Raw genomic sequence first — 13,541 nt, forward strand, 5'->3', positions numbered from 1 at the left:
GGTCGAGATCGCGCTCGTTTCCGGCCAGGATATGGTCGCTGGTATCGATGATGTTCGGCCCCCTTCGTTCATGCGAATGGTGGCCGCCGGTCAGATGATCGCGGCGACCCCCTGCGCCAGATAATGCCTGACGGCGGCAACCTGTTCCAAGCCGAAGGCCGCGTGCGTGTGCCGCGCGGGCCCGACCAATATGCCATGGCCGCCCAATTGCGCGGCGGCGGCGAAACCTTCCTCGTCCGTGACATCGTCGCCGATGAAGATCGGCGTGCCGCCGGCCATCGGCGCCTGCTGCATCAGGCGGGTGACGGCACTGCCCTTGTCGGCGCCGCCGGGGCGCAGTTCGAACAGCATCTTGCCCGCCTGCACGGCCAGGCCATGCTGCTCTGCAAGCTGATGGGCAAGCAGGCCGGCGGCCTCACCACAATCGGGCGCGCCACGGAAATGGAGGCCGACGCTGATTGACTTGCGTTCGACCAGAACGCCCGGACGGGTGTCGGCAAAGATGTGGAAGGCCCGTTCGACCGCATCGATGGCGGGCAGGCGGGGCGGCGCATCCGGCACTTCGCCGGGCGCGGCAAATTCAAGGCCATGGGTGCCGGCGAGCAGGAAATCCTGAAAGCCGAAATCGCGCAGGGTGGCGATCGACCGGCCGCTGACGATGGCGAGCCTCCCGTCCAGCTTGCGCCGCAGCGCCGCCAGCAGGGCAAGCAGATCGTCATCGACATGCACCCCGTCGGGCGTGTCCGCAATCGGCGCCAATGTCCCGTCGAAATCGAGGAACAGGGCGGCGCCGGTCAGCAGCGCGGGCGGGGGAGCGGGAAGATCGGGCAGAGGGGGAAGAGCGGTTTCGGGCACGGCCTAAAGGTGGCGCCTGTACCGGAAACCGCAACCCCTGTTTTGCCCCTTGCCGGGATTTTCACGATTGGCAGGGGCGCTTGCATTGGCGTTCATCGGCCCAGGGCGCGCTCCATTCGATGCGGTGAAGCACGCGAAATGCCTGCATCACGCGATGCAGGAAATGGTCGGCACTCTTGCTGATTTCTTCATGGCTGTCGTTCCACAGCCGGGCGTCATATTGATCGCGCATCACTGTTCCTTCCGTCCATGATCATCGCCGGGCGCGGAGGGGCGCCGGCACCGCTGTCTCTGCCCGAACGGCACCCTTGGCGCCAACAAAAGCATGGACAGCATAGATAAGCCTGGCTTATCGAATGGCACATGTCGCCGCTGCCGCCCCTGTCCGCCATCCGCGTGTTCGAGGCCGCTGCGCGGCTGGAGAATTTCACGGCCGCCGCGCAGGAGCTGGGAATGACCCAGGCGGCGGTCAGCTATCAGGTGAAATTGCTGGAGGAGCGGCTGGGCATCAGCCTGTTCCAGCGAACCGGGCGCAAGGTGGCGCTGACCGAGAAGGGGCGCGAGATCGCACCGATCCTGACCCGCGCCTTCGACCAGATGCGGCAGGGCTTTGCCGCGCTGACCCAGGATCATTCGGCGGTGCTGAGCATAAGCTGCACCAACAGTTTCGCGCATCTCTGGCTGGCGCCGCGCATCGGTGCCTTCCAGATGCGCCACCCGAACCTCGCCGTGCGGATCATGGCGGATGACGCGGTGATCGATCTGGCGCGCGACGGCATCGATCTGGCGGTGCGCGGCGGCAAGGGCGAATGGCCGGGGCTGGAGGCGAAGCTGCTGACCCATAACCGGCTGGTGCCGATGTGCAGCCCGGCCTGGCGCGACCGGCACGGGCCGATCGCCGATGCGCAGGCGCTGCACGCCCTGCCGCGCCTGTCGCCCGACGACATGTGGTGGCATGAATGGTTCGCGGCGATGGGCGTGGAGGCCGACCCGGCGGATGGCCCGCCCGGCATCGCGCTTGACAGCCAGGTGATGGAGGGGCGCGCCGCGATCGCCGGGCAGGGGGTCGCCATCCTCAACCATTTCCTCTGGAAGGCGGAGGTGGAGGCCGGGCAACTGGTGGAGGCGGTGCCCTCCTATGTCCGCGAAATCGCCAGCTACTGGCTGGTCTATCCGCCCCACGCCCGCAACACGCCCAAGATCAAGGCTTTTCGCGACTGGATCAGCGCCGAGTTTGCTGCCGCCATCGCCGCCGATCCGGACGCGCGTTTCTTGCCGCGTTAATCCATGGCATGATATCGTCCTGCAAAAGGTGATCGGCCAATGGATGACGATGAGTTCGCGGCAAGCCGGGCGCGGGTCGAAGCCGCGCGAGAGCGAAACCTGATTGCTGCTGCCGAAGAACTGGGGATGGATCTCAGTCTACGGTCCGAGCCCGGTTTCGTGGAGGAAGTTCGCCAGCGCTGGATGGAAGCCAATAGGGACGCGATGGAAAGTTGGAATGCGTATGTCGAGAAGCATGGCCTCCCGCTCGATAAATATCGAAATTTTTGATCGCGGCGCCCAGCCTCTGGGCTGAATAATTCTCGTTTCCGTTCACGTTCCGTCCTGCTAAGTCACTCCCGATGACCGATTTTCGCGACCCGTTCGACGCTATCAAGGACCATCCTTTCGACGCGGCGCTCTCGCAGCGCTATCTGGTCTATGCGCTCTCCACCATCACCGCGCGTTCGCTGCCGGACCTGCGCGACGGGCTGAAGCCGGTGCATCGGCGCCTGCTCTGGGCCATGCGGCTGCTGCGGATGGAGCCGGGCGGCGCGAACCCGGACATTCTGGTCGCCAATCCGGCGCGCAACACCACCAGCTACAAGAAATGCGCCCGCGTCGTCGGCGATGTCATCGGTAAATATCACCCACATGGCGACGCATCGGTCTATGACGCGATGGTGCGCCTGGCGCAGGATTTCTCGCTGCGCACCCCGCTGGTCGATGGCCAGGGCAATTTCGGCAATATCGACGGCGATAATGCGGCGGCCATGCGCTATACCGAGGCGCGGCTGACCCAGGCGGCTGCCGACCTGATGGCGGGCCTTGACGAAGGCACGGTCGATTTTCGTCCGACCTATAATGGCGAGGATGAGGAGCCGGAGGTTTTTCCCGGCCTCTTCCCCAATTTGCTGGCCAACGGCGCCAGCGGCATCGCCGTCGGCATGGCGACCAGCATCCCGCCGCACAATGTCGGCGAACTGCTGGATGCCGCCACCCTGCTGATCGACAGCCCGGAGGCGGACGACGCCGCGCTGATGGAGATCGTCAAGGGGCCGGACTTCCCGACCGGCGGCGTGTTGGTCGATAATCAGGCGATCATCTCCGAAGCCTATCGCACCGGGCGCGGTTCCTTCCGCACCCGTGCCCGCTTCTCCACCGGCCGCAACGAGGATGGCAGCTGGGAAGCGGAGGGGATCGAGAAGCTGGCCGGTGGTACCTGGCAGCTGGTGATTTCCGAAATCCCCTATCAGGTGCAGAAGTCCAAGCTGATCGAGCAGATTGCGGCGCTGATCAACGACAAGAAGCTGCCGATCCTGGAGGATGTGCGCGACGAGAGCGACGAGGCGATCCGCATCGTCATCGTCCCCAAAAGCCGCAACGTCCCGGTCGATGTGCTCAAGGATAGCCTGTTCCGGCTGACCGACCTTGAAAATCGTTTTCCGCTCAACCTCAACGTGCTCGACGCCAGCCACACGCCTCGGGTGCTGGGGCTGCGCGCGGTGCTGGTCGAATGGCTCAAGCACCAGATCGAGGTGCTGGTCCGCCGGGCGCAGCACCGGCTGGAGAAGATTGCCGCGCGGCTGGAACTGCTCGACGGCTATATCATCGCCTATCTCAACCTCGACCGGGTGATCGAGATCATCCGCACCGAGGATGAGCCCAAGGATGTGATGATGGCCGAATTCAGCCTGACCGACCGTCAGGCCGAGGCGATCCTCAACATGCGGCTGCGCAGCTTGCGCAAGCTGGAGGAAATGGAGCTGCGGCGCGAACATGCCGAGCTGGTCAAGGAACAGGCGGAGCTGGAAAAGCTGGTCGAAAGCCCGGCCAAGCAGCGTACCCGCCTGAAGCGCGACATTGCCGACCTGCGCAAGCGCTATGGCCCCGATACGGTGATCGGTCGGCGCCGCACGCTGGTCGAGGAAGCCGGGCCGGCGCGTGAGATCCCGCTTGAGGCGATGATCGAGCGCGAGCCGGTGACGGTGATCCTGTCCGAACGCGGCTGGATCCGCGCAATGAGCGGGCATCGCGACCTGGCCGCGGCCGATACGCTGAAGTTCAAGGAAGGGGATGGCCCGCAATTCGCCTTCCACGCCTATACCACCGACAAGCTGCTGATGGCGACGTCGAGCGGGCGCATTTACACGCTGGGCGCCGACAAGCTGCCGGGCGGGCGCGGCTTTGGCGATCCGGTGCGGATGATGGTCGACATGGACGATCAGGGTGCGATCGTGGCCCTGATGCCGGCAAAGGCCGGCGGGCAGTTGCTGCTGGCTTCGTCCGACGGACGCGGCTTCCTGGCGGATGTGGCCGATATCCTGGCCGAAACGCGCAAGGGCAAGCAGGTGGTCAATGTCCGCACGGGCGCCAAGCTTGCCGTGGTGCATGCGGTCGATCCGGAGGCGGACAGCATTGCCGTCATCGGCGAGAACCGGAAGCTGCTGGTCTATTCGATCATCGAAATGCCCAAGATGGCGCGCGGGCAGGGTGTGCAGATGCAGCGCTATCGCGACGGCGGCCTGTCCGACGCGATCGCCTTCCGCTTGAGCGACGGGATCAGCTGGGCGATGGGCGGCGAGACGGGCCGGACCAGGACCGAGGCGGACATGACGCCATGGCGGGTAGCCCGCGGTGCCGCCGGTCGCATGCCACCGACAGGCTTCCCGCGCGACAACAAGTTTTGACGCAAATTCAGCACCATCGGCAGATGTTCGTTTCCCGAATATTTACCCTTGGCGGATAAGGCAGAGGCATGAAAGCCATGTCGGTGCGTAGCTGGCCCCCTGAACAGACCAGTGGCCTCCCCTTGCCCGGGGGTGATGACACGCATCTGCCGCACATGATCGGAGCGAGCGAATGGCTCACCGCCCTGTCGCAGGCTGCAGCGATTTTATCGTGTGAAAACAATGCTATAAACATTGTCGAGGCGAATGAGCCGTTCCTCAAGGCGTTCCGGGAACATCGCGAACGGACGGCCGCAACGGCCCAGGCATCGGCCGAATGGCGCGCGCGCGTCACCGGTTTCGCCCAGTCGGATCGCGATTCGGAAAGTTTCGAAATCCGCCGCGACGGCAAGCTTGGCCCGGAATATTTTCTCTGCACGCTCGGACGGCTGCGGGCGACCGAGGCGCGCACCGAACAATTTCTCTTCACCGCGATCGATCGCACGAGCGAGCGGACGATGGAGAAGAATTTGCGGCGCGAGCTGCTTTCCGACGGCCTGACCGCACTGCCCAACCGCACCGGCTTCGGCGAGGAGATTGACGATCGGCTGGCCAATGGCAGCTGGCCGGACAATGCCCAGTTCGGCATCATCGCGATCGATCTCAGCCGGTTCAGCCGGGTGAATGAATCGCTGGGTCCGATGGCCGGTGACGAACTGCTGATCACGGTCGCTAAGCGGCTCAAATCCTGCTTGCGTCAGGGCGATGTGCTGGCCCGCATCGGCGGCAATGACTTTGCCATTTTTGCTCGCTTGAACAATGGCTTATCTGACTCTCTTCAGATCGTTCAGAGGATCAGGGAGGCGCTGAGTTCGCCGATCCGGCTGTCCGACCTGCAGATCCGCGTCGATTGCGCCATCGGCTGCGCCCTGTCGACGCATCTGGAGGATGATCCGGATGATGTCGTCCGCAAGGCGCAGGCGGCGGTCAAGATCGCCAAGCGCACCGGCAAGGTCGAGATTTATCGCAATGGCGTGCTCAAGGAAGCGCAGCGCCGCTTCTCGATCGAGAGCCGGTTGCGTGATGCGTTGGCCCATGGCGGGCTGACCCTGGCCTATCAGCCGCTGATCCATCTCCAGACCGGCGAAATTACGGGTTTCGAGGCGCTGGCGCGTTGGGATGACCCGGAACTGGGCCATGTCTCGCCGGTCGAGTTCGTGCCGGTCGCGGAAGAGAGCGGTCTCATCACCCCGCTCGGCCGCTGGGCCGCCTATGAAGCGGCACAGGCGCTGAGCCGCTGGGACGCGAAATTCGGCCAGGCCCTGCCGGTCGGCGTCAACGTCAACCTGTCGCCGATCCAGATGGCGCGCGACGATGTCGCATCGATGTTCGAGGAAGCGCTGCGCTATTCGGGCATTGGCGGGCATCGCCTGACTGCCGAACTGACCGAAAGCGCGATCATTGCCGATCCGGACAAGGCGCGCAAATTGCTGTTCGCGCTCAAGGATCTGCAGATGCCGATCGCGATGGACGATTTCGGCACCGGCTTCTCCAACCTGGCGAGCCTGCACAGCCTGCCGATCGACATCCTCAAAATCGATCGAAGTTTCGTTTCTAACATGCTGGAAGATCACGATAAAGCTGTGATCGTCCGCACTATATTGTCGCTAGCCGAATCGCTCAACCTGCGGGTCACGGCCGAGGGTATCGAAACCCAGGAACTGGCCGACATGCTGCAGAAGATGGGTTGCTGGCAGGGGCAGGGCTATTATTTTGCCCGCCCGATGAGCGAAGCCGATGCCTTTGACTATTGGCGCGTGCGCTGGAATTTCGAGACGATCTGATCGGCGATTTCGCCGACCCTGTCGGCGTCGGGGAAATCCTCCGCCGCCCATGATTTCTGCACTTCCTGCAAGGCGCGGGCGACGTCCGGGCCGGGCTGAAGGCCGCGCGCGATCAGCGCGCCGCCGCCGATCGGCAGGCTGGGCGGGGTCCAGCCTTCGAGCGGGGCCAATGCCGACAAGGGGGCGGCGGGATCGAGCAGGATGCGGTCGATCGCGCCCTCCACGCCGACCCGGTGCGCGAGCGCGCGCGGCCCTTCGGGTGCGGAGCCTGTTTCGAGCGCGGTGATCAGCCGCTTGCGCGCCTTGTTGGAGAGTTTGAGCCGTGCGCCGATCTGGTCCGCCAGCGCCGCGTCGGCCGGCACCAGCGCGGCCAGCCGGCGCAGCGCCGATGGCGCCATGCTCGCCTCATTCTCCCGCGCGATCAGTTTCGCCAGTCGGTCGATGCCTTCGTGCGTGATTTCGGGCAGCACCGGCAGCCAGATGCCGCCGTCCACCATCAACCGCAGCGCCGGCACGGGATCGCGCACCACCAGCAATTTGAGCAGTTCGTCGGCGATCCGCTCGCGCGACAGTGCCATCAGGCTGTTGGCTGCGGCGACGCAGGCATCATAGGCCGATGCGTCAACTTCGTTGTCGCCATAACGGGCCAGGAAGCGGAAATAGCGCAGGATGCGCAGATGATCCTCGGCGATCCGCGCGCTGGCATCGCCGATGAAGCGCAGGTGCCGTGCATCGAGATCGGCCACGCCGCCGAAATAGTCGCTGATCGCGCCGGTCAGGGGATCGGCATAGAGGGCGTTGAAGGTGAAGTCGCGCCGGGCGGCATCCTGCTGCCAGTCATCGGTATAGGCGATGGTGGCGCGGCGGCCGTCGGTGCTGACGTCGCGGCGCAGCGTGGTGATCTCGACCGGTCCGTCGGGCAGCACGGCGGTGATCGTGCCATGCTCGATCCCTGTCGGCACCGCCTTGATCCCGGCCGCCTTCAGCCGATCGACCACATCCTGCGGCATCAGGCTGGTGGCGATGTCGAGATCATTGACCGGCAGGCCAAGCAGCCCGTCGCGCACCGCGCCACCGACATAGCGGGCGCGGCCCTGGTCGGCGTCGAGTGCGGCGAGAAGGCCGGAAAGGCCGGAGCGGTGGCGCCACGGGGCGTCAGGAAGAATGCGGGTCATGGCCGAGCCTGCGGGAAAGATTGGCGAGGATGGCAGCGGTCACGCCCCAGATGCGGCGGCCCTGCCAGTCGATTTCATAATATTGCCGCTCGATGCCTTCGAACATCAGGCTGCGGCGCACCCGATTGGCCGGATCGAGCGCATAGTCAAGCGGCAGTTCGAACCAGTCGGCCACTTCGCCCGGTTGGGGGCGCAGCGGCAGGTCGGGCGGGATGACACCCAGGACCGGCACGATGTCGAAGCCGGTGAAGGTATGATAGCGGTCCGACGTGCCGATGATGTCGACCCGGTCGGAGGGGAGGGCGATTTCCTCGCGGGCCTCGCGCAGCGCGCCGGCAATCTCGTCGGCATCGTCGGGGTCGACCCGGCCGCCGGGAAAGGCGACTTGCCCCGCATGCTTGCGCAGCTTTTCGGAGCGCTGGGTCAGGATCAGGCCGGGATTGGCCCGATCGGTGATCGCGACCAGCACGGCGGCCGGCGCCAGTGCCATGTCGCCGACGATGCGCGGATCGCGGGTTTCGGACGGAAGCAACTGGATGTCGCGGCTATGCCCGTCAATCAGGGCGGCGCGCAGCCGCTCGGCCAGCGTCATGCCGCGCCGTCCAGCGGAAAGAAGCGGCCTTCGCTCCACAGGCCGACCCGCTCGCCTTCTTCATCCAGGGCCAGGTTCATCAGTTCATAATAGACGCTGCGCACGATCAGCGCGTCGAGCCCGGCACGGACATGGAGATAGGGATGGGGGCCATCATCCTTCTCGCGCAGGGTCAGCGCATGGTCGGGACCGGCCGGCACCAGTTCGCCGGTGTTGAGCCGGAAGGCGAGGTTCCGGCTGGCGCTTTCGCCCTCGCTCTTGAGTTCGACCGCAACGAAGGGAGCATCCTCGACCGCGATGCTCAGCTTCTCGACCGGGGTGACGAGCACATAGGCGCCGTCGCCCTCACGCCGCAATATGGTGGAAAAGAGCCGCACCATCGCTTCGCGCCCGATCGGCGATCCCTGATGGAACCAGGTGCCGTCGCGCGCGATCCGCATCTCGCTGTCGCCGCAATGGTCGGGATTCCATTTCTCGACCGGCGGCAGCCGCTTTTCGGCGGCAAGGCGGGCAATGTCGGCGAGCGACAGGTCGGCGAGGTCGGGCAGGGGCTCCATCGGCATGGAAAGCAGATAGGAGCGGCCGGCCCGCTTGGCAAAGGTCTTTCGGTGGGGTCAGGCGGTAACGGTGATTCGCGGCGACAGCATGCCGGCTCCGCCGACCGGGCGGCCATCGACCGACAAGGCGAGCAGGCGCCGGGGCTCGAACGGGCCGGGGCAACCCCAGCCGGCGGTGCCGTCGGCGGTGAAGCCCCAGAAGCGGCCATAATATTCCGGATCGCCGATCATCATCAGCGGTTCGCAGGCCTGGGCGCGGGCACCGGCGACCACTGCGTCCATCATCGCGCGGCCGTGGCCGCCCTTCTGATGCGCTGGCGCAACCGCGACCGGGCCGACCATGATCAGCGGCAATTGGCTGCCATCCTCGTGAGTTAGCGCCACCGGCCAGCTTTGCAGCGATCCGATCAACTCGCCCTTTTCGTCCAGCACCGCGAAGGAGAGGGCAGGCAGCCAGGGCATGCCATCGCGGATCAGATAGGCGGTGCGGCCGTGCCGGTCGGGACCGAAGGCGGCGTCCAGCAGGCCCTCGATCGCGTCGGCGGGCTGGCTGTCGAGGGGAAGAATTGCTGACATGTCTTGCCGATCCGCCATCAATGGCGCATGGACCGCGCCGGAAGCGGCGGGCCTATAGCGTCCATGCCGCAAAAGGAAAGATCAAACTGGACCCGCGCCCTTCGCGCGACCGGACATGGCGAGCTATGGACAGCATTTTTGACGATTATCTGACGCTGGAGGTCAACAACCTGCACGTCGACGTATTGACCGGTATCTATTCGGAAGAGACGCATCTGCCTCAGCCGCTGCGCATCTCGATCCGGGCCAAGCTGCGGATTGCGGACCATTATGATCCCGATACGCCGCTCAGCGAATCGAAAAATTACATGGACCTCAAGCATGCCGCGTCGACCGCGCTGCCCGAGGGGCTGCATTTCACCCTGATCGAGGGCGTGGCCGACCATATCATCGAGACCATCTTCCTGCAGGACGACAAGGTCCGCCATGTCGAGGTGAAGATCGTCAAGCTGGCGCTGAGCGAGCGGGGCGAGGAAATCGGCATCACTCTCGGCCGCGGCCGGAAATAAGTGCCGCTGACGACGAAAATATAAAGGCCCGCCGCTGCCGGATGCAGCGGCGGGCCTTTTCTTATGCCTTCTTGATCAGGCCGATCTCGATCAGCCGTTCGGTCAGATAGTCATGCGCGCTGATCGGTTCCTCGCGGCGCGGATTGTCCGGCGTCACGCATTGCGGCAGCGCGTCGATCATGAAGTCCGGGCGCAGATGCAGGAAGAAGGGCATGGAATAGCGCGAATGGCCGCGCCGTTCCGGCGGTGGATTGACGACGCGGTGGCTGGTCGAGGGCAGCACATGGTTGGTCAGCCGCTGCAGCATGTCGCCGACATTGATCGCGAGTGCGCCCGGCGGGGGCACCACCGGCAGCCAGTTGCCGTCGCGATCCTTCAGTTCCAGCCCGCCTTCTTCGGCGCCCAGCAGCAGGGTGATGAGGTTGATATCCTCATGCGCGCCGGCGCGGATGCCCGGCGCCTCGGGTGACACCGGCGGATAATGGAGCAGGCGCAGGATCGAGTTGCCATCCTTGATCGGACCGTCGAACCAGCGTTCGGGCAGGCCCAGATAGAGGGCGATCGCCGACAGCAGTTCCGCGCCGACCCGGTCGAACTCGGCATAGAGCGGCGCGAACACGTCGCGGAACGCCGGCATCTCGGTCGGCCAGACATTGGGCGGCATGGTTTCGGCAAGCGGATCGCCGGGCGCAAGGTCGCGGCCGACATGCCAGAATTCCTTGAGGTCATTCTCGCTCGCGCCCTTGGCGATCTCCACGCCGAAAGCGGTGTAGCCACGCTGGCCGCCATTGAACTTGGCATCATAGGTGCGCTTCATTTCGACCGGCTGGGCGAAGAATTCGCGGGCCAGCGCCCATCCCTTGTCGACCAGCGCCTGGTCCATGCCATGGTCCTTGACCATGGCGAAGCCGAAGCGTTGGAAGGAACCGCCGAAGGCGGCGGCGAAATCGCCCTTGCTCATCTCTGCCATGGACAGGACGGGCACCTGGTCCAGCACGGATTGCGACACGTATATTCTCCAGATCGATTGGCTTGCGGATGATATAGCGATCAGCCGCCATGGTTCCCATCCTTGATCGTCCTTGGCGCCTGATGCAAGGATGCGTCATGAACTACTGGCTGATGAAATCGGAACCCGACGTCTTTTCCTATGCCGACCTGGTCAAGAAGGGGAAGGCGGAATGGGACGGGGTGCGCAACCATGCTGCCCAGTTGCACATGAAGGCGATGCGCAAGGGCGACCTGGCTTTCTTCTATCACAGCAATATCGGCGTCGAGGCGGTCGGCATCATGGAGATTGTCGAGGAAGCGGCGCCCGACAGCACCGACGAGACCGGCAAGTGGATCGCGGTCCATGTTGCGCCGCACAAGAAACTGGATCGCCCGGTGACGCTGAAGACGATGAAGGCGGACCCGGCATTGGCCGACATGGTGATGTTGCGGCAATCGCGCCTCTCCGTCGCGCCGCTGACGCCGCAGCAGTTCGAGCATATCGTCGCCTTGTCAAAGGCTTAGAAAAACGAGATGATCTCGATTGCGTTCCGCGCAACTGGAACGCCGTTTTTTGCGATTGTATGAGTTTTTGCGCTGCAACATATGGGTGGCAACAGAACAGAATGTCCAAGAGGTGTTTGAGGGCATTCACAAGGAGCACACCCATGCGAATGCTGTCCAAGTTTGTTGTCGCCGGCGCCCTGAGCGCCATCGTTGCCGTCGCTGCCCCCGCCAATGCGCAGGACGCCGCCAAGCAGCGCTTCACCCACGAAGGCTACACCTACGTCTATGACGTCAAGGATACCAAGACCGGCAAGGTGATCTCGGGCCGTCGTTACCCCGACGCCGTCGCCTTCAACCTGCAGGTCAAGGGTGACAAGGTTTCGGGCGTCTCGGGCGGCCAGACCGTGTCGTTCAAGGTCGATGACGCGCGCGGCGCGGCTTCGGGCGCGACCAACTAAGCCTTTTGGCCTCGGCCATCAAAAAGGGCGGCTTCCCATTGGGAAGCCGCCCTTTTTCGTTGTCCTTGACGACGGGATCAGCGGCAGCGGCGCTTGCTGTCGATTTCCTTGCCGAGCAGTGCGCCGCCAGCAGCGCCCAGGATGGTGCCGGTCGCACGGTCGCCGCGGGTGTCGATCGCGCGACCGACCAGCGCGCCGCCGACGCCGCCGATGATCAGGCCGGTCGTGCCGTCGGACTTGCGGCAATAGGTGCGCCCGTCGCGACCGCGCCATTCCTTATAGCGATAATGTTTGCGCGCCTGTGCGCCGTCCGTGGGAACGGCCATCGACACGGGAATGGCCAGCGACAGGGCGGCCATGGCCATCAGGGCGTTACGCATAATATCTCCTCCGAATTGCGTTGTCAGCCGATTGAACCCCTGCCTATTGACCTAGGTTGCATGAACCTCTGACAACGGCATAAGTTTTTGTTTCAGCAGAAATTAAATTTTAGGTGAAGCGATGAACGCAGGCGACGGGCAGGATGCTGCCGGACTGATCCGGGCGCTCGACCTGGCCCCGCATCCCGAAGGCGGCTGGTATCGCGAAACCTGGCGCGCACAGGCGGCTGTGGGCCAGAGGGCGGCCGGCACGGCGATCCTGTTCCTGTTGGAGGCGCATCAGCGATCACACTGGCATAGGGTCGATGCTGACGAGATGTGGTTCTGGCATGCGGGGGCGCCGATCGTCCTGGGCATCGCTCCGCCGCAGGGGCTTGGCGTCGATCATCACCTCGGCCCGGATATCGCCGCGGGACAGATGCCGCAGCGCCTGGTCCCGGCGCATCATTGGCAGGCGGCACGGCCGGTTGGCGGATGGGCGCTCGTCAGCTGCACGGTCACGCCAGGCTTCGACTTTGCCGGCTTCACGCTGGCACCGCCCGATTGGGCGCCCGCCTGAAGCGCGCGGATTTCCGCCGATTTTCAGACTTATCCAAAGTTATCCACAGATTTGTGGTGCGGCCTGTCTTCAAACTGTCGGAATCCGCTTTGCCCGACTCGCGGATCGTGACAGCATCCTCTTATCGGGACAGTCGGCAAGGAGCGATCCAAAGCCGGAAAATCCAAGAGAAATCAAGGATTTTTTGCCCTGATGGTCCGTTGGGAGCTGCCATGCGCGAGGATGGCAGGGACGATCGGATCCAAGCCTTTCAGGATGATGCCGGGTACGCGCGAAAGTGAACGTCGGGCTTCGGATGAAAGGTCAGCATGGGTGAACAGACCTTCGGGCTCGTTCTCCCGCGCGAAGATGCGGAAACGCATCACATCGCCGGACCGGAAGGCGCAGCCCGCAAGGACATGTGGCCGAAAGGACCGACGTTAGTGGGGGCCGGCAGCAATGTCGGCCCTCATTTTGTTTCCGGGATACCCCGTGGCATCCATTGCGCATAAACGCGATTTTCAAGAGTCCGTCGGTGCCGGCTGAGGGGATCGAACCCCCGACCTTCGGTTTACAAAACCGCTGCACTACCGCTGTGCTAAGCCGGCGCACCCGACGGGTCGGACGC

The 13,541-nt window shown here is 64.4% G+C and carries 17 protein-coding genes and 1 tRNA gene; 8 read left to right on the plus strand and 10 right to left on the minus strand.

Annotated features, from left to right (window positions below; translation table 11 throughout):
* Positions 1–90: 90 nt before the first annotated feature.
* Both otsB and ACI6S0_RS07095 read right to left on the minus strand, forming a co-directional pair.
* Complete coding sequence (gene otsB / locus ACI6S0_RS07090; protein ID WP_434405322.1) at positions 91–855, minus strand: trehalose-phosphatase; 765 nt, start codon at positions 853–855, stop codon at positions 91–93.
* A gap of 61 nt (positions 856–916) precedes the next feature.
* A complete protein-coding gene (locus ACI6S0_RS07095) occupies positions 917–1,087 on the minus strand; it encodes a hypothetical protein (RefSeq protein ID WP_004207346.1) in 171 nt (56 codons plus the stop codon).
* A gap of 131 nt (positions 1,088–1,218) precedes the next feature.
* On the opposite strand from ACI6S0_RS07095, the gene ACI6S0_RS07100 reads away from it, so the two are divergent.
* The 4 genes from ACI6S0_RS07100 (at position 1,219) to ACI6S0_RS07115 (ending at position 6,631) form a co-directional block, all read left to right on the plus strand.
* Entirely contained in the window at positions 1,219–2,139 is a 921-nt protein-coding gene (locus tag ACI6S0_RS07100) for a LysR substrate-binding domain-containing protein (protein ID WP_434405323.1), read from the plus strand.
* A 39-nt stretch (positions 2,140–2,178) separates the two neighbouring features.
* Positions 2,179–2,409: a type II toxin-antitoxin system CcdA family antitoxin gene (locus ACI6S0_RS07105; RefSeq protein ID WP_434405324.1), complete on the plus strand. Its 231-nt coding sequence runs from the start codon at positions 2,179–2,181 to the stop codon at positions 2,407–2,409.
* Between the two features lie 71 nt (positions 2,410–2,480).
* Positions 2,481–4,808, plus strand: coding sequence for a DNA topoisomerase IV subunit A (parC, locus tag ACI6S0_RS07110; RefSeq protein WP_434405325.1), 2,328 nt, complete (start codon positions 2,481–2,483; stop codon positions 4,806–4,808).
* A 68-nt stretch (positions 4,809–4,876) separates the two neighbouring features.
* The gene (locus ACI6S0_RS07115) at positions 4,877–6,631 is read left to right on the plus strand and encodes a putative bifunctional diguanylate cyclase/phosphodiesterase (RefSeq protein ID WP_434405326.1); all 1,755 of its coding nucleotides are present in this window, start codon (positions 4,877–4,879) and stop codon (positions 6,629–6,631) included.
* Here the strand turns inward: ACI6S0_RS07115 and ACI6S0_RS07120 are convergent.
* The 4 genes from ACI6S0_RS07120 to ACI6S0_RS07135 are packed head-to-tail and all read right to left on the minus strand — an operon-like array spanning position 6,595 to position 9,531.
* Complete coding sequence (locus tag ACI6S0_RS07120; protein WP_434405327.1) at positions 6,595–7,806, minus strand: CCA tRNA nucleotidyltransferase; 1,212 nt, start codon at positions 7,804–7,806, stop codon at positions 6,595–6,597. The two genes, ACI6S0_RS07115 and ACI6S0_RS07120, sit on opposite strands and share 37 nt — an antisense overlap.
* The gene (locus tag ACI6S0_RS07125; protein WP_097383425.1) at positions 7,787–8,398 is read right to left on the minus strand and encodes a CoA pyrophosphatase; all 612 of its coding nucleotides are present in this window, start codon (positions 8,396–8,398) and stop codon (positions 7,787–7,789) included. The genes ACI6S0_RS07120 and ACI6S0_RS07125 overlap by 20 nt, the downstream gene beginning before the upstream one ends.
* The gene (locus tag ACI6S0_RS07130) at positions 8,395–8,961 is read right to left on the minus strand and encodes a DUF1285 domain-containing protein (RefSeq protein ID WP_434405328.1); all 567 of its coding nucleotides are present in this window, start codon (positions 8,959–8,961) and stop codon (positions 8,395–8,397) included. Before ACI6S0_RS07130 ends, ACI6S0_RS07125 begins: the two co-directional genes overlap by 4 nt.
* Before the next feature lie 51 nt (positions 8,962–9,012).
* On the minus strand, positions 9,013–9,531 hold the full coding sequence (locus ACI6S0_RS07135; RefSeq protein ID WP_434405329.1) for a GNAT family N-acetyltransferase: 519 nt from the start codon (positions 9,529–9,531) through the stop codon (positions 9,013–9,015).
* A 125-nt stretch (positions 9,532–9,656) separates the two neighbouring features.
* Between ACI6S0_RS07135 and ACI6S0_RS07140 the strand changes: the two genes are divergently transcribed.
* Positions 9,657–10,040, plus strand: coding sequence for a dihydroneopterin aldolase (locus tag ACI6S0_RS07140; RefSeq protein WP_004207337.1), 384 nt, complete (start codon positions 9,657–9,659; stop codon positions 10,038–10,040).
* A gap of 61 nt (positions 10,041–10,101) precedes the next feature.
* On the opposite strand, the gene ACI6S0_RS07145 is transcribed toward ACI6S0_RS07140, so the two are convergent.
* Positions 10,102–11,049 carry an isopenicillin N synthase family dioxygenase gene (locus ACI6S0_RS07145; protein WP_434405330.1) on the minus strand — a complete coding sequence of 316 codons (948 nt, stop codon included), beginning with the start codon at positions 11,047–11,049 and terminating at the stop codon, positions 10,102–10,104.
* A gap of 98 nt (positions 11,050–11,147) precedes the next feature.
* Between ACI6S0_RS07145 and ACI6S0_RS07150 the strand changes: the two genes are divergently transcribed.
* Positions 11,148–11,555 carry an EVE domain-containing protein gene (locus tag ACI6S0_RS07150; protein ID WP_004207335.1) on the plus strand — a complete coding sequence of 136 codons (408 nt, stop codon included), beginning with the start codon at positions 11,148–11,150 and terminating at the stop codon, positions 11,553–11,555.
* Positions 11,556–11,704: 149 nt separating this feature from the next.
* Positions 11,705–11,995: a hypothetical protein gene (locus ACI6S0_RS07155; protein WP_010337758.1), complete on the plus strand. Its 291-nt coding sequence runs from the start codon at positions 11,705–11,707 to the stop codon at positions 11,993–11,995.
* A gap of 77 nt (positions 11,996–12,072) precedes the next feature.
* Here ACI6S0_RS07155 and ACI6S0_RS07160 read toward each other — a convergent pair whose 3' ends face one another.
* Positions 12,073–12,375 carry a glycine zipper 2TM domain-containing protein gene (locus ACI6S0_RS07160; RefSeq protein ID WP_004207333.1) on the minus strand — a complete coding sequence of 101 codons (303 nt, stop codon included), beginning with the start codon at positions 12,373–12,375 and terminating at the stop codon, positions 12,073–12,075.
* 121 nt (positions 12,376–12,496) lie between these two features.
* On the opposite strand from ACI6S0_RS07160, the gene ACI6S0_RS07165 reads away from it, so the two are divergent.
* The gene (locus tag ACI6S0_RS07165; RefSeq protein ID WP_434405331.1) at positions 12,497–12,934 is read left to right on the plus strand and encodes a cupin domain-containing protein; all 438 of its coding nucleotides are present in this window, start codon (positions 12,497–12,499) and stop codon (positions 12,932–12,934) included.
* Between the two features lie 173 nt (positions 12,935–13,107).
* Here the strand turns inward: ACI6S0_RS07165 and ACI6S0_RS07170 are convergent, their stop codons facing one another.
* A complete protein-coding gene (locus ACI6S0_RS07170) occupies positions 13,108–13,296 on the minus strand; it encodes a hypothetical protein (protein ID WP_143560207.1) in 189 nt (62 codons plus the stop codon).
* Between the two features lie 153 nt (positions 13,297–13,449).
* A tRNA-Thr gene (locus ACI6S0_RS07175) sits at positions 13,450–13,521 on the minus strand.
* Positions 13,522–13,541: the final 20 nt, after the last annotated feature.

This window comes from Sphingobium sp. DN12 (genome assembly GCF_051058005.1).
Lineage (GTDB): Bacteria > Pseudomonadota > Alphaproteobacteria > Sphingomonadales > Sphingomonadaceae > Sphingobium > Sphingobium yanoikuyae.

What these genes read in the sequence shown, in the direction of transcription:
- ACI6S0_RS07130 (WP_434405328.1), bottom strand. Translation starts at nt 8,961, where the DNA reads ATGCCGATGGAGCCCCTGCCCGACCTCGCCGACCTGTCGCTCGCCGAC.
- ACI6S0_RS07155 (WP_010337758.1), top strand. Translation starts at nt 11,705, where the DNA reads ATGCTGTCCAAGTTTGTTGTCGCCGGCGCCCTGAGCGCCATCGTTGCC.
- ACI6S0_RS07095 (WP_004207346.1), bottom strand. Translation starts at nt 1,087, where the DNA reads ATGCGCGATCAATATGACGCCCGGCTGTGGAACGACAGCCATGAAGAA.
- ACI6S0_RS07135 (WP_434405329.1), bottom strand. Translation starts at nt 9,531, where the DNA reads ATGTCAGCAATTCTTCCCCTCGACAGCCAGCCCGCCGACGCGATCGAG.
- ACI6S0_RS07120 (WP_434405327.1), bottom strand. Translation starts at nt 7,806, where the DNA reads ATGACCCGCATTCTTCCTGACGCCCCGTGGCGCCACCGCTCCGGCCTT.
- ACI6S0_RS07170 (WP_143560207.1), bottom strand. Translation starts at nt 13,296, where the DNA reads ATGCGTTTCCGCATCTTCGCGCGGGAGAACGAGCCCGAAGGTCTGTTC.
- ACI6S0_RS07160 (WP_004207333.1), bottom strand. Translation starts at nt 12,375, where the DNA reads ATGCGTAACGCCCTGATGGCCATGGCCGCCCTGTCGCTGGCCATTCCC.
- ACI6S0_RS07100 (WP_434405323.1), top strand. Translation starts at nt 1,219, where the DNA reads ATGTCGCCGCTGCCGCCCCTGTCCGCCATCCGCGTGTTCGAGGCCGCT.
- ACI6S0_RS07115 (WP_434405326.1), top strand. Translation starts at nt 4,877, where the DNA reads ATGAAAGCCATGTCGGTGCGTAGCTGGCCCCCTGAACAGACCAGTGGC.
- ACI6S0_RS07140 (WP_004207337.1), top strand. Translation starts at nt 9,657, where the DNA reads ATGGACAGCATTTTTGACGATTATCTGACGCTGGAGGTCAACAACCTG.
- ACI6S0_RS07165 (WP_434405331.1), top strand. Translation starts at nt 12,497, where the DNA reads ATGAACGCAGGCGACGGGCAGGATGCTGCCGGACTGATCCGGGCGCTC.
- ACI6S0_RS07125 (WP_097383425.1), bottom strand. Translation starts at nt 8,398, where the DNA reads ATGACGCTGGCCGAGCGGCTGCGCGCCGCCCTGATTGACGGGCATAGC.
- ACI6S0_RS07105 (WP_434405324.1), top strand. Translation starts at nt 2,179, where the DNA reads ATGGATGACGATGAGTTCGCGGCAAGCCGGGCGCGGGTCGAAGCCGCG.
- parC (WP_434405325.1), top strand. Translation starts at nt 2,481, where the DNA reads ATGACCGATTTTCGCGACCCGTTCGACGCTATCAAGGACCATCCTTTC.
- ACI6S0_RS07150 (WP_004207335.1), top strand. Translation starts at nt 11,148, where the DNA reads ATGAACTACTGGCTGATGAAATCGGAACCCGACGTCTTTTCCTATGCC.